This is a genomic window from Maribacter sp. Asnod2-G09 (genome assembly GCF_045063795.1).
GTDB lineage: Bacteria > Bacteroidota > Bacteroidia > Flavobacteriales > Flavobacteriaceae > Maribacter.
In genome coordinates, this window is record NZ_JBEFOA010000002.1 from 135620 (window position 1) to 157998 (window position 22379).

20 protein-coding genes are annotated in these 22379 nt (G+C 36.2%); 13 read left to right on the forward strand and 7 right to left on the reverse strand.

Features of this window, described 5'->3' with window-relative positions; genetic code table 11:
- Nucleotides 1–209: 209 nt before the first annotated feature.
- The 5 genes from ACJJVT_RS00605 to ACJJVT_RS00625 all read right to left on the reverse strand — a co-directional run bounded on the left by ACJJVT_RS00605 (nt 210) and on the right by ACJJVT_RS00625 (nt 5994).
- A complete protein-coding gene (locus ACJJVT_RS00605; protein ID WP_405395593.1) occupies nt 210–962 on the reverse strand; it encodes a CPBP family intramembrane glutamic endopeptidase in 753 nt (250 codons plus the stop codon).
- 95 nt (nt 963–1057) lie between these two features.
- The gene (locus ACJJVT_RS00610; protein WP_405395595.1) at nt 1058–1516 is read right to left on the reverse strand and encodes a DUF2750 domain-containing protein; all 459 of its coding nucleotides are present in this window, start codon (nt 1514–1516) and stop codon (nt 1058–1060) included.
- 25 nt (nt 1517–1541) lie between these two features.
- Nucleotides 1542–2207: a hypothetical protein gene (locus ACJJVT_RS00615; RefSeq protein ID WP_405395597.1), complete on the reverse strand. Its 666-nt coding sequence runs from the start codon at nt 2205–2207 to the stop codon at nt 1542–1544.
- Nucleotides 2208–2486: 279 nt separating this feature from the next.
- On the reverse strand, nt 2487–3068 hold the full coding sequence (locus tag ACJJVT_RS00620; RefSeq protein ID WP_405395599.1) for a DUF6642 family protein: 582 nt from the start codon (nt 3066–3068) through the stop codon (nt 2487–2489).
- A 157-nt stretch (nt 3069–3225) separates the two neighbouring features.
- A complete protein-coding gene (locus tag ACJJVT_RS00625; RefSeq protein ID WP_405395601.1) occupies nt 3226–5994 on the reverse strand; it encodes a TrlF family AAA-like ATPase in 2769 nt (922 codons plus the stop codon).
- A 201-nt stretch (nt 5995–6195) separates the two neighbouring features.
- On the opposite strand from ACJJVT_RS00625, the gene ACJJVT_RS00630 reads away from it, so the two are divergent.
- Complete coding sequence (locus ACJJVT_RS00630; RefSeq protein WP_405395603.1) at nt 6196–6567, forward strand: GTPase; 372 nt, start codon at nt 6196–6198, stop codon at nt 6565–6567.
- A gap of 694 nt (nt 6568–7261) precedes the next feature.
- On the opposite strand, the gene yihA is transcribed toward ACJJVT_RS00630, so the two are convergent.
- Both yihA and ACJJVT_RS00640 read right to left on the reverse strand, forming a co-directional pair.
- Nucleotides 7262–7879, reverse strand: a complete 618-nt coding sequence (yihA, locus tag ACJJVT_RS00635) for a ribosome biogenesis GTP-binding protein YihA/YsxC (RefSeq protein WP_405395605.1) — start codon at nt 7877–7879, stop codon at nt 7262–7264.
- Nucleotides 7880–7890: 11 nt separating this feature from the next.
- Nucleotides 7891–8655, reverse strand: coding sequence for an alpha/beta fold hydrolase (locus ACJJVT_RS00640; RefSeq protein ID WP_036156195.1), 765 nt, complete (start codon nt 8653–8655; stop codon nt 7891–7893).
- Between the two features lie 71 nt (nt 8656–8726).
- Here ACJJVT_RS00640 and ACJJVT_RS00645 point away from each other — a divergent pair, with 71 nt between their 5' ends.
- From ACJJVT_RS00645 to ftsA, 12 genes are read left to right on the forward strand one after another with little or no spacing between them, the layout of a single operon-like run.
- Complete coding sequence (locus ACJJVT_RS00645; protein ID WP_405395606.1) at nt 8727–9392, forward strand: division/cell wall cluster transcriptional repressor MraZ; 666 nt, start codon at nt 8727–8729, stop codon at nt 9390–9392.
- The gene (gene rsmH, locus ACJJVT_RS00650; RefSeq protein ID WP_303600931.1) at nt 9382–10284 is read left to right on the forward strand and encodes a 16S rRNA (cytosine(1402)-N(4))-methyltransferase RsmH; all 903 of its coding nucleotides are present in this window, start codon (nt 9382–9384) and stop codon (nt 10282–10284) included. The genes ACJJVT_RS00645 and rsmH overlap by 11 nt, the downstream gene beginning before the upstream one ends.
- A complete protein-coding gene (locus tag ACJJVT_RS00655; RefSeq protein WP_405395608.1) occupies nt 10271–10612 on the forward strand; it encodes an FtsL-like putative cell division protein in 342 nt (113 codons plus the stop codon). Before rsmH ends, ACJJVT_RS00655 begins: the two co-directional genes overlap by 14 nt.
- Nucleotides 10612–12618 (forward strand): penicillin-binding protein, encoded by a 2007-nt coding sequence (locus ACJJVT_RS00660; RefSeq protein WP_405395610.1) that lies wholly within the window; start codon nt 10612–10614, stop codon nt 12616–12618. Before ACJJVT_RS00655 ends, ACJJVT_RS00660 begins: the two co-directional genes overlap by 1 nt.
- Nucleotides 12615–14078 (forward strand): UDP-N-acetylmuramoyl-L-alanyl-D-glutamate--2,6-diaminopimelate ligase, encoded by a 1464-nt coding sequence (locus tag ACJJVT_RS00665; RefSeq protein WP_405395612.1) that lies wholly within the window; start codon nt 12615–12617, stop codon nt 14076–14078. Before ACJJVT_RS00660 ends, ACJJVT_RS00665 begins: the two co-directional genes overlap by 4 nt.
- Before the next feature lie 31 nt (nt 14079–14109).
- Nucleotides 14110–15330 (forward strand): phospho-N-acetylmuramoyl-pentapeptide-transferase, encoded by a 1221-nt coding sequence (gene mraY, locus ACJJVT_RS00670; protein WP_405395614.1) that lies wholly within the window; start codon nt 14110–14112, stop codon nt 15328–15330.
- Nucleotides 15330–16664 (forward strand): UDP-N-acetylmuramoyl-L-alanine--D-glutamate ligase, encoded by a 1335-nt coding sequence (murD, locus tag ACJJVT_RS00675; protein WP_405395616.1) that lies wholly within the window; start codon nt 15330–15332, stop codon nt 16662–16664. The genes mraY and murD overlap by 1 nt, the downstream gene beginning before the upstream one ends.
- 1 nt (nt 16665) lies before the next feature.
- Nucleotides 16666–17874 carry an FtsW/RodA/SpoVE family cell cycle protein gene (locus tag ACJJVT_RS00680; RefSeq protein ID WP_405395618.1) on the forward strand — a complete coding sequence of 403 codons (1209 nt, stop codon included), beginning with the start codon at nt 16666–16668 and terminating at the stop codon, nt 17872–17874.
- Nucleotides 17861–18949, forward strand: coding sequence for an undecaprenyldiphospho-muramoylpentapeptide beta-N-acetylglucosaminyltransferase (gene murG, locus ACJJVT_RS00685; protein ID WP_405395620.1), 1089 nt, complete (start codon nt 17861–17863; stop codon nt 18947–18949). The genes ACJJVT_RS00680 and murG overlap by 14 nt, the downstream gene beginning before the upstream one ends.
- A gap of 1 nt (nt 18950) precedes the next feature.
- Nucleotides 18951–20306 carry a UDP-N-acetylmuramate--L-alanine ligase gene (murC, locus tag ACJJVT_RS00690; protein ID WP_405395622.1) on the forward strand — a complete coding sequence of 452 codons (1356 nt, stop codon included), beginning with the start codon at nt 18951–18953 and terminating at the stop codon, nt 20304–20306.
- On the forward strand, nt 20296–21015 hold the full coding sequence (locus ACJJVT_RS00695) for a cell division protein FtsQ/DivIB (RefSeq protein WP_405395623.1): 720 nt from the start codon (nt 20296–20298) through the stop codon (nt 21013–21015). Before murC ends, ACJJVT_RS00695 begins: the two co-directional genes overlap by 11 nt.
- 5 nt (nt 21016–21020) lie before the next feature.
- Complete coding sequence (gene ftsA, locus ACJJVT_RS00700) at nt 21021–22367, forward strand: cell division protein FtsA (protein WP_324025601.1); 1347 nt, start codon at nt 21021–21023, stop codon at nt 22365–22367.
- Nucleotides 22368–22379 lie beyond the last annotated feature (12 nt).

The window sequence follows — 22379 nt, forward strand, 5'->3', positions numbered from 1 at the left end:
TAAACGTTGTTAGATCTGATTTCTTTTATGACTCAACTATTAACTCTAATATAAGTTCGCCATTTTCCAACTTGCTTACTATGTAGGGAGCTAGCCCAGAAGTAAACAGCTACAGCTAGAAGGAAACTAGTAAATAAGAGGATATTCAATTTATTTTTCAAATTAGATTTTTGTTTTTATTAATCCTATATATGTAGTAGAAGTCAGTTTCAATACCCTGTTAATGGGTAGAATATACAATAAGTCATTCCTAAATTGAAAGCGGAGTGACATATTATTGCTCCTAGAATAGAGCCAGAACGTTTTCTGCAAACGAAAAATAGAATACTAACGGCAAACATACTCAATACCCATATCAGCGTCGGTAGTAGTAGAAACTCCCATTGTTGGTTATGAAAAACAAGTCCGAAATGCGAAATATGAACTAGGGCAAAAGCGGAGCTGTCAATTATAGAAGCTTTGGTGTTACCTACGGAATTTGCAAAACTAGAATGTACAATACCTCTAAAATATAGTTCTTCTCCAATGGGGCTAAATGACATACCAATGAATGCGGATATACCAAACATAATTAGTTTATTCTGCGCGTCAATTTCCTTGGGAATGTTATAAGATTTGGCAATGTATTTGTACCAGTTCTGGTATGTGTTGCCATAAAGCGTATCTCCTAAGAAGTACAGTAAAATGCTAAAAGCGATACCGAAAAGCAAAGCAATAATTAGCCAGCTATAATTGGTGGGTTTGTGAATCCCTATTTTTCTTCTGCCGTACTTACTTAACAATAGAAATGGTAAAAAAGCCATTACAAGCATAAGTATACCTACAAATTGCATATTAGCAATTTCATTGCCATGTAAGACTAAAATAAAACGTGGAATACAAATGAGAAGAATTAAAAAGAGTCCAAATTTCCAATCGAAATTGAAAATCTTACTCCATAAAGGTTTTAATTCTTTCTCCATTTTGAAACTAATACTTAAACATTCTTAAATATAAATAAACACATAACTAAGTTTAAAATACTAATTTAAATCAAGGATATACGCTCAGTAATTAATTACCCATTAGCCTCTTTCGCCTGTTCTTCTAAATCAGTAAGATTTTCAAATTTTTGCAGCAGTAGTTCTTTATTGGTCGCTTTTATTTCAGCAACTAAGGCAAGAATTAAATCTAAAGGTTTGGCTTCATAGCCAAACATGTTTTGGTCGAATTCAATACCAGCTAATATGCCGTCATTTTCCATGCCTACACCCCAATTTTCTATAAAATCTACTAATGCTATTTCGGTAATTTGGTAGTTGCTCCAATGGTTTATGGTGCAAGATTTAGCTCTAGCGCCTTCTCCCCAAAAACATAGTATGTCAACAGGTTTACCACGTTCATTTTCATAATGCGCAGAAGCTGAAGTGGCAAAACCTTCATGATTTTGTAGTGCATAAACAATGTCTGTGTCGCAAACCGTTTTTATAAATTTCTTGTATCTATTTTCAATGATATCTGAACCTTGTTGTTCCATGTTTTGTTTTTGTGGGAAGTATTTTTTATTTGTCGAACTGAAAATAAAGTATTGTTGACCAATTATCAATTCCTAGCAGCGCTCTTTTTTCAATTTGTTTATTTTGAATTGTTTTCTCTATCTGTGCTTTTTCTTTCTCTGACAAAACAGGTACTGATTTCTTGAACCAACCTTTCTTTGTCATTTGGTTTCTTTGCGATACCAAATGCGCTATTTCCTTGTTTACGGACTCCACATGTTTTATGAAATTTTCAATAGTTTTTTCTATTTGCGTTATTTCATTAAAAACTTCAAGGTTTTGCTCTTCAAATGGTTCATTTCCCATTTCGTACAATTCCCCACCTTCAAGAAAGAAGTATTTTAAATCGAATTTATTGTCGTTGAAAAACTGTTTTGTTTTTTCAATTTCAGATTTAAGGTACTTGGGTTCAAATAAATGCAACGTTTGTAATCTGTCCAAAAATTTAAAAAGACTGTTTTTTCCTTTATTAGCGTCACCACTTATAGTTATGGGGTGTTCGTAATCCCATAGAACAGATTTGCTGTTTAAAGTATCGTTGCTCAATAATATCTTAAAAGACAATGGAATTTCATAAGCATATTCAGACACACTTAATACAGAATCTTCTGGAGTCTTTGCTCTATCTAGTCTATTGAAATCAAGATTATATAAATAACTTCTATTTGCCATTTTTTATGCTTTTTTGAATTATAGCTAACGTTTTTGTAATTGATTAGTTGTCTTGTGTTGAAATTAAAAAGCTTAAAGAAGCTATGATTTTAAATTAGGGAAAACTATTTTTTTGGAAAGCTCTATGTAAACACTAATTATGGATGGTTTCTCTTTTGTTCTAATAAAACTAAGGATTTGAATTAGTTGGTATTTCAAGCTGATTAATTTTTACGAAGTATACGATTAATGAGGTAATTAGAAATTTAAATACTTTTCAAAAGAAAAGTATTTAAATTTCTAATTCCTTTGAATTATTTCAAATCCTGTATTCTTAATTATACCACTATAATTTTCACTCATTTTGTTTTCTAGACTTTTAAGATTCTTGTATTCTTGACACAAATTAAAAAATAACATTTCCAAAGCAAGCGCTTCTACATAATTAACCTCTTTAGTAAAGCCACTTACAGCTAATGAATTGGTTTTGTCTATAAAAATTTTTAATTCTTTCTTACTAATTTTGATTGTTTCACACGAACTAAAGTGAACTATTTTATCAGATAAAGATTTTGGACCCACAATTTCTGCAAGCTCAATTAAGTCAATATCTTCATTATCTAAACAAATTTTGTTTGATTTGCCATGCAGGGATAAGTAAATAATGGAATAGTCCTTGTATTTTTTTAATGACATTTTTTTGAAGTAATGTGTTAACTCTGCTTTGGTTGCACATTTTCTGTAAATAAATTTTAATTTATTTACATGAAGATTCTGCATTTGCTCAAGCATGAATTTTGAAGTGGATTCGTGTTTCAAATCATTATCAAACTCAGATTCGATGCAAAAAATATGCTTTGTGTACTCTTTAGCTAATGCCATAATTAATTTAAAATACTTTGTAGTGTTTTTTTATTGAAAAGAAGGTGCTTTCAGAGCACTAAACTTTCGGTTAAGCACAAACTTTGATACGAACTAAAAACCGTTATTTTATTACTGTTTCGCCTATTTTTTTATATACATTGTTGTACTGCGTTATTTATCCTATTTTTTGATATTTATTTCTTCTTTTTTCAAATGCTATTTCACCACCTTCAAGGATTTGACAGATTTTAGAATTTATTTCATTATCCTCGAGACTCCCGCTAGAGTAATTAAGTTTTCCATCAAGATTTGAAGCGACAATAACTTGTTCTGCATCTGCGTTTACAACCAAGTTTGCATTATGAGTAACAATAATCACTTGTCTATATTGCTTTAATTCCTTGAAAAGCCCAATCAGGTTTTGCATAATAAATTCGTTATCTAAATCATCTTCTGGTTGGTCAAAAATTATTGGTTTAGAAAACGCTTCAGTTGCTAGCATCATCTTTAAATAAACAGTTCCTTTTTGTCCAACAGAAATTTTGTTTAAATCCTTGCCTTTGTACTTCAAAATCGGAAATACTTTTAAATACTTTTTCCTTTCTAGTTCGTCAAAGAGTTTGTTTTTAAAAGTTTTACTATGAATTCCATCATTCTGATAAAATTCAAGATATCTTTTTCTTAGAAATTCAAAAAACGAATCTAAGTCTCGAATTTTGAAGGAGTTTTTTTGAGCTTCTTTATTTCCTTTAATTCTCCATTTTGCTCCATCTATGCAATGATATATTTCATCATAGAATTTTGAGACATCAAAATCTACTTTAACCTCAATTTCAAGGTCAGTTAAAAGATTTTTCATTATGGATTTTTGAGAGGGATTTAAGGTGTCTTTTGAATCTACATCCTTAAATTCATCCCAACTTTTAATAAGTTCAAGAACTTGGTTGTCATAGTCAAGCTTCATCTTGTCTATTAATGAAATAGAATCGTCTGTCGTTTCGAAAATTGATATTTTCAAACTTTCAAGTCTTTCTTTTCTAGTTTTTGATACAGCGATGTTTTCACGAATTTCAGATAAGCTTTTTTGAAATTTATCAATGTCATTTAAAAGCGTTGTTAGGTCACCTTTGTAATCCTTAAATTCCTCTTTAACAACAGATATAGTAACAGATATAGATGCTATTTCTTTTTCGAGTTCACCTTTCCAATTGTTGATTTCGTCAAACTGTTTTTGTAAAGAATTCAATTCAATAAGTGATATTCTTTTTAAATCTCCATTTGTTTTGATGATTTTTAAATTGAGTTCTTCAATAGCATTTTTAAGTTCGTTTTCTAACTCCAATAATTCCTTCAGCTTAGAGTTTAAGTTGTTTCTAAGTCTTAAGTTCTCTGAATATTTTTCAAGTTTATCTTTATTTTCGCTAGTAGTAATATTGCTAATAAAATCTTTAATTGATTTTTCTTGAATTTCTAAATATTCTATTGAATTTATTAAATTATTATCCTCATCCTTATGCTCGAAAAACCTCTCCAATTCGTGATACTCATTAATCGATTCACGAATTTTCTTGTCTAACTCTGTATTAAATTCTGGTTGCTTTAGTTTGGCTAATCGTCTGATTGAATTTGCAAGTTGGAATTGCTTGTCTTTCTTTTCAACTAAGTTTTTTAGACGACCTTGATTGATGTAAATGAAATCAACAGCTTTTTTATCATCTGTCAAGTCAAAATTTATAATATCCTCTTCACTTTGATTCGACTTGTGATATGATAAATTAACAACACCATTTTTATTGAAATCACCCTCTTTAGAATGTTCTTGACCTATAAAACTACTAGCTAAATAATCTGTAAGCATACTTTTTCCTTCTCCACGTCCTCCGATAATTGCAACGAGGTTCTGATTTAATGGTATGCTTTCATTTTTCGAAAAACTTAAATCTTCTTCATCTTGAAATACGTTTACATCATCATTAATTGTGATATTTGAGATGTAAGGTTTATCAAATTCTAAATTTGGATTGCTATTAGAGATTTTTATTCTCTCATTTGGTTCATATAATATTTGAACTAATCCTTCAAAAGTAGGGTCTGCTTTAATCCAAGTAAAACAGTTACCAATTCTATCCTTGTCAGTTTCTGTAGATAAATAATGCGAATCACTACAATCCAAAAGTATATCGTTTACTTGCTGAGCTGTTAGTTGTGATTTGGCTTTATGAAAAGCTTCAATTGACTCAGAAGCCGTAAAAACAATGTCCGCTTTGTTAATTATTGATTTTTTAGTTGCAATAGATGCATCAGTCCACTTTAGATCTCCCCATTCTGTTTTTCCAATTGCAATGAGGTATTTTCCTTTAAAACAGTCTTTTTGTAATGCTTCAAAAATCTTTTCCTCTTTTACATTTAAATTATTGAATCCTTCTGTTAAATCAGTGCCATATTTGTGTAATTGTTCAGGAGGAACAGTAGTCTTTATTTTTGCACCAAGTTCTTGAACGCTTTCTTTTGTTATTGCTCTTGTCCATTGTTCTCCATTTTCTAAGAAATAGCTTTGTTCAAGAGTTTGTAAAAATTGACTTTTTATAGTTTCTATGGGTAATTCATTTGAAAAAATGACGTGTAGATTGATTCTTTTTAATTGTCCGAAATCGATTCCCGCAAATTTTTCAATTCTGAATTCAACTACAGGTAATAAAAGGTCAATATTTTTAAGTTTATCGTTAATAGCCTTTTCCTTAACAAGCCTTTCATAGCCGTCAATGAAGAAATAATCATTGATTCCTAATACTGAAAAATCAGAAGATAAATTTTCTAAATCTTCTATATATTTTCCCCAAGTTTCTTCTGTATCTGCACCATATCTATGGTAAATCGAGGAAGGTGTATGAACGTGTAAGTCCCATTTTCTCCATTCAGAACCTTTCGGATATTTTTTATTCATAAAGTTTGTTTTTTAATGCAGTACAACTATGGTGTATGTGCACAACTACGTATATTCCTCTATATTCAGAAATATGTGTAATTACACTTCTAATATACCACTAAAGAATAAACCTACAATTAACATATCACTCTCCATTACGGGAAACCATAATTGGTTGAAAATTATGTATGGTTTGGGTATTTTTACGACCAAAAGGTCATGTCAAAGAGAATTCTATTTATCTATAATGCCAATAGCGATACCGGCAGTAAAATGCTAGATTTCGCCCATAAAATTATCAACCCAGCTACCTATAACTGTAATCTCTGCAGTTTAACCTATGGCAGTTTTACCGAGAACAAACAGTGGAAAGGTTTTAGGGAAAGTTTGTTAGCCAAAGGCTACGAGCTAGAATTCTTTCATAAAGACGAATTCCAAGAAAACTATAAAAGCAAATTTGGGCATAAGTATACCTATCCTATTATATTGGTAGAAACAGATCATGACCTAGAGGTGTTGGTGTCTGCCGAGAAGTTGAATGCTATGGAGACAGTGGAAGATCTTATTGGTGAAGTAGGCAGTTTTCAGTAGGCAGTAAGCAGTTTCAGTTTTCAGTTGTTTTCGTTAGTGAGTACCACTGTCAGTTCGAGTGAATTTCGAGGTACGAGATATTTGCTTGCCCGCCGATAAGGAGGGTATCGAGAACAGGTTTGGAACACGCAAGGGTTCTCGATACAATTTTAGGCTTTCGTTGCACTCATGCTAAAATCACTCGAACTGACAATGCGTTTACGAGATGGGTGTCGTGTTCCAAACAAAAAGATAGCCGCGCTTTGCTCGCTATGACGGAGAGATTTTAATATTCGTCTTTGCGAGGAGCTTTTCGCGACGTGGCAATCTGTTGAAGGTGTGTTCTGTATTTGGTTGTTGGTCACGCTTGGTTGATGGTTGATGGTTGTTGGTCTCACTCGGTCGTAAAGCTTACTCGGTCGCTGAGCGTAGCCGAAGAGATTCGTGTTCCAAAGTTCTCGACTGCGCTTGAAGTGATATTTCGGTTTTAAAGAGTAATAAGTACAGCGTATGAAGTCGTAAGTAATTAAAGAGTACAAAGTAATAAGTACAAAGTATTAAGTAGTGGATGTGCAGTGTAAAGAGAATAGCACAAAGCGAACAGCTCTGATTACGAAGTACAAAAAACTAACACAAACAGCTATGTACTTTGTACTTAAAACAAAAAACGCGCAGCGTTAAAAAAAACGAACAACCATCAACCAACAACCAACAACTATTTTTTAGTTGCCTCGAAAAACTTCTCGTTGATATCATCTATGTACGCCAGTACTTCATCACGACCGCTACGGTGGCTAGAGCTGGTTACAAAATGTGGTGGTGCTTCTTCCCACATGTCTGCTAAAAGTTTGTCCAGATATTGTTTCACCTGGCGCTCAATGGCTTTCGGTTTTAATTTATCTGCCTTAGTGAAGATAATGGCAAAAGGTACTCCGTTTTCACCCATCCACTGCATGAATTCCATATCTATAGGTTGTGGGTCATGGCGAATATCAACAAGTACAAAAGAACACACTAGCTGCTCTCGTTGTAAAAAGTAATTGGTGATGTATTTTTGAAAGGTATTTTTATCTCTTTTAGAAACACGTGCATAACCGTAACCGGGTAAATCTACCAGAAACCAATTTTCATTGATCTTAAAATGGTTGATCAATTGTGTCTTACCAGGTCTGCCAGATGTTTTTGCCAGGCTTTTACGCTCGGTCAACATATTGATCAAAGAAGACTTACCCACGTTAGAACGACCAATAAAGGCGTACTCGGGTAAAGGCTCTTTAGGGCATTTGGCAACATCAGAGTTGCTCATTACAAAGTCGGCCGACTTTATTTTCATCCGTAGGGTATTTAGAAATTGTTTTTCGTCAACCACTCATCAAGAATGGTATTGAATTGGTCTGGGTGCTCCATCATAGGTGCATGTCCGCATTTATCCATCCAAAATAAATCTGAATTAGGTAAAAGCTCATCGAACAGTTCTGCAACGTCTGGCGGAGTAACCGTATCATTTTTTCCCCATATAATACAAGTAGGGGTTTTCATGCTAGGTAGGTCTTGTGCCATGTTATGGCGAATAGCACTTTTAGCGATTGCCAAGGTCTTCACCAATTTTACACGATCATTGACCGTAGCAAAAACTTCATCTACTATTTCTTTGGTAGCTACTGCCGGGTCATAGAAAACATCTTGTGCCTTCTTTTTAATGAACTCATAATCACCACGTTTTGGGTAACCGTCACCCATAGCGCTTTCATAAAGTCCAGAACTACCGGTAATCACCAAAGCTTTTACTTTGGCAGGGTATAATTTAGTATGTAAAAGACCAATATGGCCACCTAAAGAGTTGCCTAACAGAATTACATCGTCCAGCTCTTTATAGTCAATGAATTTCTTAAGGTATTTGGCAAAATTCTTTACCGTTGTCTTTAACATCGGCATTGAGTATAGGGGCAATTCAGGAATCAGTACTTTGTAACCTTTAGGAGGGAAATAAGTATTCACTCCCTCAAAATTACTGAGTCCGCCCATTAATCCGTGTAGAATAATAATGGGTTTTCCTTCGCCTTTTTCAATATACTTAAATCCTCCGTCGTTGATCAATTCGTTTTCCATGCGCACTACTCATCAGTAATTGTCCAAATATAGGTAATTACCGAGAATAGCAAACAACTCTTTTCGATAAGGTGACCACAAGAAACTTAAAGAATTCACTTTTTCAAGATTTAGGGGCTGAGTGGGAAAATTATCCCATAAAATCCGATGAAGTGCAAAAACGTGTTCAAAAGTGGGGTAATTTATTAACAAAGTGGTTTTTAGTGGTAAAATGTGGTAATAATATTTATATATTTGAGTTATATAAACTAAACACAACCAAATTGGACATCTTTTTCTTTGGGACATTTAACTGCAAAGCTGATGCTAAGGGGCGTATTATGCTCCCTGTCGCGCTGCGCAATCAAGTGGCTCCGATCCTAAAAGATGGCTTTTTCATCAAAAAATCATATTTGAGCGAGTGTTTAGAATTATATCCTGCTTACGAGTGGCACAGAGTAATGGCAGAATTGAACGAAAAGAGCAGGTTCGATGAAGAAAACCTACAGTTCATAAGAATGTATACTGCGGGGCTTCGTCAAGTAGAAGTAGATGCTACCGGTAGATTATTGATCCCTAAAGACATTATCTCATTAGGTGGTATTACCAAAGAAGTGGTCATTGCACCAATTGGTAAACGATTAGAGATCTGGGACAAGAAGGCGTATGATGAATCTATAAACGCAACGAAAGAAGAGAAGGTGAAGTTGGCAAAGCGTGTAATGTTAGGTGAAAAACCAAGTGGAGATGTATCATAATCCTGTATTACTGAAAGAATCGGTAGACGGTTTAAACATCAAAGAAGATGGTATATATGTAGATGTGACATTTGGTGGTGGCGGTCACTCTAAAGAGATATTAAAAAGATTGGGCAAAGAAGGTAGGTTATATGCCTTTGATCAAGATGAAGATGCGCAAGCAAATACATTAGGTGATCCAAGATTTACGCTGATAGCGGAGAATTTTAGATACATCACCCAGTTTTTAAAGTTCTATGGCATAAAGAAGGTAGATGGTATTCTTGCGGATTACGGAGTGTCATCGCATCAGTTTGATCAAGCGGAAAGAGGATTCTCTACACGTTTTGATGCGGATTTGGATATGCGAATGAGCAAGCGCAATACACTATCTGCTTTTGAGGTGGTGAATAAGTACTCATATGATGACTTGCGTAAAGTGTTGTTCGAGTACGGCGATATCAGAAACGCGAACGCCATGGCAAAAGTAATCGTTGCCAGTAGGGAAGAAGAGGAGATACAAACTACAGATGCATTGAAAACAGTGTTGAAGCAGTTTTTGCCGGAACATAGGCAGCATAAAATATTGGCACAGATATATCAAGCGATTCGCATAGAGGTGAATCAAGAAATAGAAGTGATCAAAGAGTTCTTGGAGCAGGCTCCAGGTTTATTGAATGAAAAAGGAAGGCTAAGTGTAATTAGCTACCACTCTTTAGAAGACAGGCTTGTAAAAAGATTTATAAGAGCAGGTCAGTTTGACGGAGAACCAGAAAAAGATTTTTACGGCAATATAGATGTGCCGTTAAAAAAGGTTGGTGGATTGATAGTGCCGACTAGAGAAGAAATAAAATTGAATAACAGAGCACGTAGTGCAAAATTGAGAATAGCAGAGCGTAATGGCGAAAAATAAAGTGAAAACGGGTGTATTAGACCTATTAAAGGGTAAATTTTTGGTGAGCGGTGACGCCCCTAAAAATTGGCTGTTTATTATTTTCATTTCGTTTTTGGCAACGGTAATGATCAGTAGCTCTCATAGCGCCGATCAAAAAGTACACCGCATTGCTTTATTAAATGAAGAAGTAAAAGAGTTGCGAAACGAGTTCGTAGATATGCGATCAGATGTGCAACAGTTAAAACTAGAATCGAGCATTACCGGTAAAATATCGGAAAAAGGACTGTTTCCTTCAGAGAATCCCCCACAGAAAATTAAGGTGAAATCTTTAAATGTTGAGGAATAATGGCGGCAACAGATAAAAGCATATTAAAAAGGCTCTACATAGTGGCGGGTTTCATGGTGCTCTTTGCGGGTGCGGTGTTATTTAAACTGGTTTCTATACAAGTAGTGGACGGTGAAAAATACCAAGCATTGGCAGATACGCGTACCGAGCGTATGTTTACCATTGAGCCGAATAGAGGTAATCTATATTCTGACGATGGTAGCCTTTTGGCAACTTCAGTATCTAAATACACCATTCGTTTTGATGCCGTAACCGTTAGCAGCGAAGATTTTAAAGCAAATGTAAAACCATTGGCAGATGCCTTGGCTAAGAATTTCGGTAAAACATCTTCTCACTATCAGCAGGTTTTAAGAAAAGCAAGAGAGAATAAAAATAGATATGCATTGCTGGTGCGTAACCTAGATTATTCTGAATACATGGCGGTAAAGAAGTTTCCGCTATTGAATAAGGGAGCGTATAAAGGCGGACTCATCATTGAGCAGCATGTTAAAAGAGAGCATCCGTTAGGTAAAATTGCCGAGCGTAGTGTTGGGTATGAGCGTGTAGATGAAAACGGATACTACACTCGTGTAGGTATGGAAGGTGCTTTTGGAGAATATCTAAGAGGAATTTCTGGAAAGCGCTTAAAGCAAAAAATAGCAAAAGGACAGTGGAAGCCTATAGGTAATGATAATATCATTGAACCAAAAGATGGTTATGATGTGTATTCTACTATAGACATTAATATACAAGATATAGCGCACCATGCATTATTGGGTCAGTTAGAGAAATATCAAGCAGACCACGGTACGGTAATCGTAATGGAAGTGAAAACCGGTGAGGTAAAAGCGATATCTAATTTAGGTCAGACCTCAGAAGGTAAATATTACGAGCGTTTAAATTACGCTATTGGTGAATCTCACGAGCCAGGTTCAACATTTAAATTGGTGAATTTGGTGGCTGCTTTAGAGGATAATGTAATAGATACCAGTTCCGTAATCGATACCGAAAAAGGAGCTTGGAAATTATATAAGCATACCATTAGAGATACCAAGCGTGGCGGACACGGAAAAATTACTATGTCTGAAGCTTTTGAAGTATCGTCAAATGTAGCCTTTGCTAAAATGATACATGAAGGGTATAAGAATGACCCAGAGAAATATGTGAACAGACTAATGAGTATGGGTATTCATAAAGAATTAGGGCTTCCTGTAGTTGGTGAAGGTAAACCTGTATTGCGTTACCCAGGTGATAAAGGATGGTCAGGTCTTTCATTGGCACAAATGGCTTATGGTTATGAAGTATCTATGACGCCACTACAAACATTGGCATTCTATAATGCTATTGCAAATGATGGCGAAATGGTAAAGCCGCGATTGTTGAAAGAAGTAAAAGAGTGGAACAAGACAATTGAGAAGTTTGATAAAAAAGTCTTGAATTCTGCAATATGCTCGCAATCTACAGTAAAGAAAGTGCAGCAGATATTAAAGAATGTAGTAGAGAAAGAGCATGGTACAGGTCACCGTATGTACTCCGATAATTTTTCAATGGCAGGAAAAACGGGAACTACCCAGACTAACTATGTATCTAAGGATAAATCGAAATACGAATACATTTCGTCGTTCGCAGGATATTTTCCGGCAGATGATCCAAAGTACTCCTGTATCGTAGTAATCCATAAGCCAGACAAAAGTGTTGGGTATTATGGTGCAGATGTATCCGGTCCGGTATTTAAGTCTGTAGCACAAAAAGTATATGCGACATCACCTTTAACAAGTGAGGTAGATGTAAAAAATGTGTTGATAGCCAAAAATGAAGATTCGCACCAAGGATATTATAAGGCGGCACAGCAAAAGTATTCGGCAGTACCTAATGTAAAAGGTATGTGTGGTATGGATGCGGTTGCAATTCTTGAGAATTTGGGTATTGAAGTAGAGGTAAAAGGAAATGGAAAGGTGAAAAACCAATCTATCACCAAAGGCACAGATTTAAAGTCTGTCAAAAAAATAGTATTAGAATTAATATGATGCATTTAAAGGACATATTATATGGAGTGCGTATTACTGCTGTTAGCGGTACTACCTCTTGTGATATAGCATCAGTTCGTTTTGATTCTCGCGAGGTTCAAAAATCTGATGCCTTCGTAGCTATAAAAGGTACGTTGACCGATGGTCATAAATATATTGATCAGGTAGTCGCTGCAGGTGCTAGAGCAATTGTTTGTGAGCAATTACCAGCAGACATGATCGATGATGTTACCTATGTACAGGTAGAAAGTGGTAATCAGGCATTGGCTTTGATGGCTTCTAACTATTACGGTACTCCGTCTAAGAATCTCAAATTAGTAGGCGTTACGGGTACCAATGGTAAAACCACGGTATCTAGTTTATTATATCAGTTGTTTAAAAAAGCAGGATATAAAGTGGGCTTGTTGTCCACCATTAAAATTATGGTAGATGATACGGTTTATCCAACAAAACATACTACTCCTGATGCATTAGTGATCAATCAGCATTTGAAAATGATGAACGATGCCGGTGTAGAGTATTGCTTTATGGAGGTAAGTTCTCATGGTATTCACCAGAAAAGAACCGAAGGTTTAGTGTTTGAAGGGGCAATTTTCACGAATCTGTCTCACGATCACCTAGACTATCATAAAACATTTGCAGAATACCGCGATACTAAGAAAATATTGTTTGATCAATTGCCGAAAACGGCATTTGCATTAACCAATGTAGACGATAAAAACGGCTTGGTAATGTTGCAGAATACAAAGGCTAGAAAAGCAAGCTACGCCTTAAAGAATTATGCAGATTATAGAGCTCAGATATTAGAAAATCAGTTCGACGGTCAGTTATTGAAAATCAATGACCATGAGCTATGGACAAAATTAATAGGTCATTTCAATGCCTACAATATGCTGGCGATTTTTGCGACAGCAGATTTATTAGGCTTGGAGCAATTAGAAACCCTTCGCTTGTTGAGTGAGTTGGAGAATGTAGACGGAAGGTTTCAATATTATATATCAAAGAAAAAAATTACGGCTATAGTTGATTATGCCCATACGCCGGACGCCCTAAAAAATGTGCTTGAGACAATCAACACGTTGAGAACTGGAAATGAAAACGTCATCACCGTTGTGGGGTGTGGTGGCGATAGAGACAGATCAAAGCGTCCGGTAATGGGTAATATCGCATCAGAGATGAGTAACAAGACCATTTTCACCTCTGATAACCCGAGAACGGAGTCGCCAACTGAAATTATTTCAGAAATGGAGGCAGGTGTAGAGCCTCAGAACGTAAAAAAGATTTTATCCATTGAGAATAGAGAGCAGGCAATTAAAACTGCATGCCAACTAGCAGATGACAACGATATCATATTAGTAGCCGGCAAAGGTCATGAGACCTACCAAGAAACCAACGGCGTACGCATAGATTTCGATGATTTTAAAATAGTAAAAGAGCTTTTAAACAGCTTAGAGAAATAATTAAGGCTTAGTAGCAAAGAATACAGATTATATGTTAACCTACCTGTTCGAATATTTAGAAAAACAATACCAGTTGCCTGGAGCTTCGCTGTTTCAGTTCAGCACATTCCGTGCGGCAATGGCTATTCTGTTTTCATTGATGATTGCAACAGTGTACGGTAAGCGTGTAATTCTATTTCTACAAAAGCAACAAGTAGGAGAGACTATTCGCGATTTAGGTCTGGATGGTCAAAAGCAAAAAGCAGGTACGCCAACAATGGGTGGAGTTATTATCATTATGTCCACATTGATACCGGTATTGTTGTTTGCGAGGTTAGAGAATATTTACATTATACTATTGATATTCACCACGTTGTGGATGGGGGCAATTGGCTTTTTAGATGATTACATCAAAGTATTCAAAAAGAACAAAGAAGGTCTAAAAGGTAAGTTTAAAGTCTTAGGTCAGGTAGTATTAGGGCTAATAGTAGGTGCAGTACTTTATTTTCACCCAGAGGTGACCATGCGTGATCATGATAAAACAATCATTACTAAAGACTACACGGTAGAACAAGTAAAAGGCGCAGAGATAAAGTCGACCATGACAACAGTACCTTTTTTTAAGAATAATGAGTTTGATTATGGTAGTCTAATATCATGGGCAGGCGATGGAGCAAAAGAATATGCGTGGTTACTGTTTATACCAATTATCATTTTGATTGTAACTGCAGTATCTAACGGCGCAAATTTAACCGATGGAATAGACGGACTTGCGGCAGGTACATCCGCAATTATTGTATTTACGTTGGGCATTTTTGCCTTAGTATCTGGTAACATCATTTTTTCTGATTATTTGGACATAATGTACATACCACGAGTAGGTGAGTTACTGGTATTCATTACCGCTTTTGCTGGAGCCTTGATTGGATTCTTATGGTACAATGCATTCCCGGCACAAGTATTTATGGGTGATACGGGTAGTTTGACTATTGGTGGAGTAATTGCTGTAATCGCAATAATAGTACGTAAAGAATTATTGATACCGGTGTTATGTGGAATCTTCTTTGCGGAGTCGCTTTCAGTGATGATACAAGTAGGGTATTTTAAATACACAAAGAAAAAATTTGGTGAGGGTAGACGTATATTCTTAATGTCTCCATTACATCACCACTACCAGAAAATGGGGTACCATGAAAGTAAGATCGTAACCCGTTTTTGGATTGTAGGTATACTATTGGCAATTGTAACTGTAGTGACCTTAAAAATTAGATAATGGCATTATTGGTAGTTCTTGGAGGAGGAGAAAGTGGAGTAGGGACAGCCATTTTAGGATTGAAAAAAGGATACGATGTATTTGTATCTGATAAAGGAAAAATTAAAGAGAAGTATAAAAACGTTCTTGAACATTTTGGAATTGATTGGGAAGAAGAACAGCATTCTGAAGACCGCATACTAAAAGCCGATTTGGTAATGAAGAGTCCGGGTATACCAGACAAAGTACCCTTGGTAAAGCAGTTGGTAGCGAAAGGTGTTCCTGTAATATCAGAGATTGAATTTGCATCAAAATACACCGATGCAAAAATCATTGGTATCACGGGTAGCAATGGAAAAACAACGACTACCATGCTAACCAACCACATTTTGGCAAACGCCGGATTAAAAGTGGGTATGGCAGGAAACATTGGTGATAGTTATGCGAAAATGGTTGCAGAGAATGATTTTGAGTATTACGTGCTTGAGATCAGCAGTTTTCAATTAGACGGCATAGTGGATTTTAAACCACACATTGCCGTGATTACGAATATTACACCAGATCACTTAGATCGGTATGAGTATGAGTTTGAAAACTATATCGCATCTAAATTTAGAATTGCAGAAAACCAAGACGAAAACGATTATTTGATTTATGATGCAGATGATACGGTTTTGGTAGAATGGCTGAACAAGCACCCGGTTAAATCAAAGTTAATACCCTTTTCATTGAATAAAGTATTTGAACAAGGCGCATTTATAGAACAAAACGAGATTATAATAAAAACAACAACAGACACTATTAGCATGACGAAGAACACTTTGGCCTTAGAAGGTCAGCACAATGTAAAGAACACAATGGCAGCGGCAACAATTGCTAAATTAGTCGGTATCCGTAAGGAAACGATAAGAGCTTGTGTTTCTAATTTTCAAGGGGCTCCCCACCGTTTGGAAAAGGTGTTGAAAATACATCATGTGGAATATATCAATGACTCAAAAGCAACAAATGTAAATGCTGCTTATTACGCATTGGATAGCATGAAAACACCTACTGTTTGGATCGTAGGTGGTGTAGATAAAGGCAATGAGTACATGGAGTTAATGCCATTGGTAAGAGAAAAAGTAAAAGCGATTATTTGCTTGGGTGAGGATAATGAAAAAATCAAGCATGTATTTGGTAATGCCGTGGATCTATTAGTAGAAACATATGCTATGGAAGAAGCTGTGAAAGTGGCTTATAAAATTGCAGAGCGTGGTGATACGGTTTTGTTATCACCGGCATGTGCAAGTTTCGATTTGTTTAAGAACTATGAGGATCGCGGAGATCAATTTAAGAACTGTGTAAAGAACCTATAAGGTGTTGAATATATTTCAAAACATAAAAGGAGATAAAGCTATTTGGGCCATTGCGGCACTCTTGGCCTTATTTTCATTTCTACCAGTATATAGTGCCAGTAGTAATTTGGTCTATGTAGTAGGTAGCGGTACGCCAGTTGGTCATTTGGTAAAACATGCCATACTGTTGTTTTTAGGTTTTGGAATTATATACGGGGTACATAAGATACCTACACACTTTTTTAAGGGGTTATCCATGATAGCGCTGCCCATAGTGTTGGTATTGCTCATATTTGTATTGGCGCAAGGTACTTCAAGTGGTGGTACCAATGCTAGTCGTTGGATCCGTTTGCCATTGGTAGGTTTTGGTTTTCAGCCTTCTAACTTGGCGGCAGTAGTGTTAATGATATATGTAGCGCGTTATTTCTCTAAGGTTAGAGATATTAAAATAACGTTTACTGAAAGCATTGTTCCATTGTGGTTGCCAGTATTTGCTGTAGTGGCGTTAATATTGCCAGCGAACTTTTCAACGGCAGCCATAGTATTTTCTATGGTCATGGTATTATGTTTTTTAGGAGGATATCCTATGAAATACTTATTGGGCATTATAGGAACGGGAATAGTGTGCTTGTCCATATTCGTGCTAACGGCAAAAGCATTTCCAGATTTGTTTCCAAATAGGGTAGATACGTGGATGAGCAGGATCGATAGTTTCTCTAATCCTGAAGATTCAGAAGGAACCTATCAAATAGAAAGAGCAAAAATAGCCATAGCCACAGGTGGAGTAATGGGTAAAGGAGCGGGAAAAAGTGTGCAAAAGAACTTTTTGCCACAGAGTTCATCAGATTTTATCTATGCGATTATCGTTGAAGAATATGGTTTAATAGGTGGATTTATTTTGATGTTATTTTACTTGTTTCTGTTGTTTAGGATAGTGGTCGTCGCTAACGGATGTGCATCGATCTTTAGCAAATTATTAGTGCTAGGGGTAGGATTACCTATTGTTTTTCAAGCGCTGATAAACATGGCGGTTGCGGTAGAATTATTTCCGGTAACGGGACAGAATTTACCATTGATCAGTAGTGGTGGTACCTCTAGTTGGATGACCTGTTTGGCAATAGGAATCATTTTAAGTGCAAGTAATAAAAGTATAGCGCAGGAGAGTGCTTCTGGCAATGATGTTGATATAGATGAAACGAACCCTTTAGAGATTTTAAGTGGGCAGTTATAAGTTCATTTTATCAGGAGGAGGTACTGGCGGACATATTTATCCGGCCATTGCCATAGCGAACGAACTGAAAAGGAGATATCCTGATGCGGAGTTTTTGTTCGTAGGGGCGAAGGATAGAATGGAAATGGAGAAAGTGCCGCAAGCAGGGTATAAAATAGAAGGATTGTGGATTACGGGAATTCAGCGGAAACTGACCCTTAAAAATCTACTTTTTCCAATAAAATTGATAAGTAGTTTAATGAGAGCAAATAGCATCGTATCGAGGTTTAAACCACACGCCGTAATTGGTACGGGTGGTTTTGCTAGTGGTCCGTTGTTAAAAATGGCAACCACTAAGGGTATACCTTGTGTATTGCAAGAACAGAATTCCTTTGCTGGTATTACCAATAAACTATTAAAAGACAAAGTGAAAAAAATCTGCGTGGCCTATGATGGCATGGAGAAATTTTTTCCGAAAGATAAAATTGTAAAAACAGGTAATCCTGTACGTTCAGATTTGGTGGTATTGAAAGCTACTAAAAATGAAGCTTTACAGTATTTTGAATTGAATGCCGATAAGAAAACACTTTTAGTATTAGGTGGAAGTTTAGGGGCAAGACGCATCAACCAGTTGGTAGCTGATCATTTAGAATATTTTGAGGCATTAGGATTGCAAGTGATATGGCAATGTGGAAATGGGTATTACGAAACCTACAAATCGCATCAGTCAGAGAATATTAAAGTACATGCTTTTTTAAACTCGATGGATAAAGCTTATGTAGCTGCAGATTTTATCATTTCAAGAGCAGGTGCAGGTGCGGTGTCAGAATTGTGTTTGGTTGGGAAACCAACATTCTTTATTCCGTCGCCAGTTGTAGCAGAAGATCACCAGACCATGAATGCATTATCCCTTGTTGGTCATAATGCTGCAATTATGATTAGGGAGAAAGAACTTGATACAACATTTAAAACGGAGTTTGAATCTGTATTTAAATCCGCAGAAAAGCAACAAGAATTATCAAAGAATATTAAGTCGTTGGCATTACCAAATGCAACATCTGATATCTGCGATGAAATAGAAAAATTGATCAAATAAAATGAACGTAACGCAAATACATAGGGTGTATTTTATTGGCATAGGGGGCATAGGTATGTCTGCTTTGGCGCGTTATTTTGCGTTCATTGATAAAGCGGTTGCAGGGTACGATAAAACCGAGACTCCGCTAACACAAGAATTGGCAAGTTCAGGTATGGATATTCACTATACAGATGATATTGATACAGTGCCAGATGAATATAAGAATGACGCAGCGCATACCTTGGTAGTGTATACGCCAGCGGTACCTTCTAGTCATTCTGAATATCAGTATTTTTTAAATAATGGGTTCACGATTAAGAAACGCTCAGAGGTACTTGGTTTAATTACCAAAGACTCTTTCTGTTTGGCGGTTGCCGGTACACATGGTAAAACAACGACCTCTAGTATTTTGGCGCATTTGTTAAAAGAAACAGGAGTAAAAATGACAGCGTTCTTAGGCGGAATTTCAGAAGACTTTAATAGTAATTTCCTTTTAGAAGGAACAGACTATTCGGTAGTCGAAGCAGATGAGTTTGATCGTTCATTTATGCAGTTGACGCCAAATGTAGCGTGTGTTACGTCTATGGATGCTGATCACCTTGATATTTATGGTGATGCGCAAGAATTGGAAAGAACATTTGTTGATTTTACCAAACGCTTAAAACCGGGTGGTAAACTATTTGTTCGTAATGGTTTGCCTTTAGAAGGGTTGACCTATGGTATAGAAGACGATTCGGATTATTGCATCCGGAACATAAAAATAGAACATGGCACCTACATATTCGATTTGGAGACCCCTATCCTCAAACTAGAAGGGGTTGAATTTAGTAAACCTGGGCGACATAATTTGTTGAACGGTTTGGTAGCTTTCGCAATGGCGATGCAAGCAGGTTCCCCGCCGCATCGCCTTGCAGAGGCATTAGCAACGTTTAAAGGAGTGCAAAGGCGATTTTCGTATCAGATTAAAAGTGATGATTTCATTTTTATTGATGATTATGCACATCACCCAACAGAGATAAATGCTGTTTTTGAAGCAGTTGCAGAAATGCATCCGAATAAAAAAGTGTTGGCAATTTTTCAGCCACATCTGTTTTCAAGAACACGTGATTTTGCAGATGAGTTCGCAAAAAGCTTATCGCAATTCGAGAATATATTGTTGTTAGATATCTATCCGGCTAGAGAAGAGCCGATTGAAGGAGTTACGGCAGAATGGTTATTGGAGAAGGTGACAAGTAGTAATAAAAAATTAATTTCAAAAGAACAAATCCTTTCTGAGATAAAAAAACAAGATCCTGAAGTTTTACTAACAATGGGAGCTGGAGATATAGGTTTAGAAGTGGTGAAAATAAAAAAAGAAATGTCGTATGCAGGTTAATTGGAATTTTATAAAGTTAGCTGCTTTGGTTCTAGTAATCATGGGGTTATATGCTTTTTCGAATGAGCGTAATAGCGCCAAGAATGTTACGGGAATGAAGGTAGAATTCGTTGGGGATCAAAATTTATACCTCACCGAAGGAACGGTTAATAAATTGTTAATACAAAATTACGGGAGCCTTGATAATGTGCCTAAAGAAAATATAGTTTTGAATACTGTAGAAAAGGCCCTTGAGGCCAATGAAATGGTAAAAAGTGCACAAGTCTATCTAACAATAGATGGTGAGCTGACGTCGAGAATAGTTCAACGTAAGCCAATAGGACGTATTGAGGGGAATTCAAAATTCTATTTGGACGATGAAGGAAAGAGAATGCCGCTTTCAAATAATCATTCAGCAAGAGTTCCCATCATAACGGGCAATATCAGTGGTAAAAGCCTTGAAGATGTCTATGTCATATTGGAACATATAAATATGGACGATTTTTTTCGTGAATCTGTTATTGGTATTCACATTAAAGGAGAAGAAGAATATCAGTTACGATTAAGGCTTAACAATTTTGTTGTGAACATAGGCGGTATTGAAGATTTAGAGGCCAAGTTTAGCAATTTTAAGGCATTTTATGCCAAAGCGAACAAGGATGAAACCTTGGAGGATTATGCAGAAGTAAGTTTAGAATTCAATAACCAGGTGGTGTGCACTAAAATATAATTAAAATGGAACAAACTAAATATTCAGTCGGTTTAGACATTGGAACAACGAAAATCGTTGCCATAATCGGAAAGCAAAACGAGTATGGTAAAATTGAGATTTTGGGTATCGGTAAGTCCAAAAGTTTAGGTGTACACAGAGGTGTGGTAAATAATATTACCCAAACCATAAAATCTATTCAGCAGGCGGTTGAAGAGGCAGAAGCAAATTCTGGTCTTAAAATTGGATCTGTTGTTGTGGGTATCGCTGGTCAACATATAAGAAGTTTACAGCACAGCGATTACATCACCAGAAAAGATTCTGAGGAAGTAATCGGCGACGAAGATGTAGACTTACTATGTAATCAAGTGCACAAATTGATTATGCTACCGGGTGAAGAGATTATTCATGTTTTACCACAAGAATACAAAGTTGATGGTCAAGCTGAAATACGCGAGCCTGTTGGTATGTATGGTGGTAGGCTAGAGGCTAACTTTCATGTAGTAGTTGGTCAAGTTGTTTCTATAAAGAATGTAGGTCGTTGCATTAAAAGTGCAGGGTTAGATTTAGGAAATATAACATTAGAGCCATTAGCGTCATCTGATGCAGTATTAAGTCAAGAAGAAAAAGAGGCAGGTGTAGCATTGATCGATATAGGTGGTGGTACAACTGATCTGGCTATTTTCAAAGATGGTATCATTAGGCATACTGCGGTAATACCTTTCGGTGGCGGAGTCATTACGGAAGATATTAAAGAAGGATGTTCGATTATAGAAAAACAGGCAGAGTTGTTGAAAACCAGATTTGGTTCAGCTTGGCCAGGAGAGAATAGAGATAATGAAATTGTATCTATACCAGGTTTACGTGGTAGAGAGCCAAAAGAAATTTCTTTAAAAAATCTTTCTAAAATAATTCATGCACGTGTAGTTGAGATTATCGAGCAGGTTTATGTAGAAATCAAAAACTACGGTCACGAAGAACAAAAGAAAAAATTGATTGCAGGTATCGTGTTAACAGGTGGTGGGAGCCAACTAAAGCATTTAAAGCAATTAGTAGAATATATAACAGGTATGGATACTCGTATCGGGTACCCTAACGAGCACCTAGCAGGCGATTCTGATGAAGAAGTTGCTAGTCCGTTATACGCAACAGCTGTTGGACTTTTAATGAATGCCATTAAAAATCAAGAGAAGTTGAAATTAACGCAAGAAGAAATTTTACAAGAACAAGAACTTGAGCAGGAAGAAGAGGAGTTGGTGTATGCAGAGCGAGATACCGAAGCAGTAGCACGCCCGAACCTGCATAAAGAAAGAAAATCTGTTTTTGATAAGTGGTCTGAAAAATTGAAAGAATTTTTAGATAACGCAGAGTAATAAGCATAGCAC